Annotated in this window: 1 protein-coding gene; it reads left to right on the forward strand. The window is 38.9% G+C overall.

The window, feature by feature from the left end:
- Positions 1-463, forward strand: a 463-nt coding sequence (locus tag ACS8FC_RS18930) for an MFS transporter (protein WP_459112990.1), incomplete at its 5' end; no start/stop codon positions are given.
- Positions 464-612 lie beyond the last annotated feature (149 nt).

Genomic DNA, 612 nt, shown 5'->3' on the forward strand with positions numbered 1-612 from the left:
CTTTGGCTGGTTATTTGGGATGAATGCAGCAGGCTTTGTAGGTTTGACTCAGTTGAACCAATGGCTCACCAATCGCTTTCGTATTTTAAGTATTTTGCGGTTTGGGGCGATGATGCAGGTTATTTCTGCAGGCGTGCTGTTTGTGATAGGTCTGTTTTTGGGTACCGATGCTTGGTTACCACTGGTACTGGCTTGTATTTTCTTTTGTATTGCTGGCTTGGGTCTGAGTCAGCCTAATGCATCGGCAATTGCACTGGCCTTTCAGAAACGCCGTGCGGGTATGGCAAGTGCACTGCAAGGATCGCTTATGTTTTCAGTCGGTATTTTTGGTGGACTTTTATTGAATCTATTCCCCGTCAACCCAGTGCTTAAAATTGGTATTGCAATGTTTGCCTTGATGAGTATTGGTACCTTTTTGATTTGGCAAATAGATCGAAACCTAAATCTTGACGATGCAGAGTAAATATAAGGTCTTATCGTAAATCAGATACACATAAAAGAGCACCCATACGCTCTAAACGTATAGGTGCTTTTTTATATCTGCTATTTATTTGTATATAAGATTTTTTTATTAAGAAAAATTTTTCTACAATTTATATAAATATTGTATAG

This window comes from Psychrobacter sp. 1Y4 (assembly GCF_051847555.1).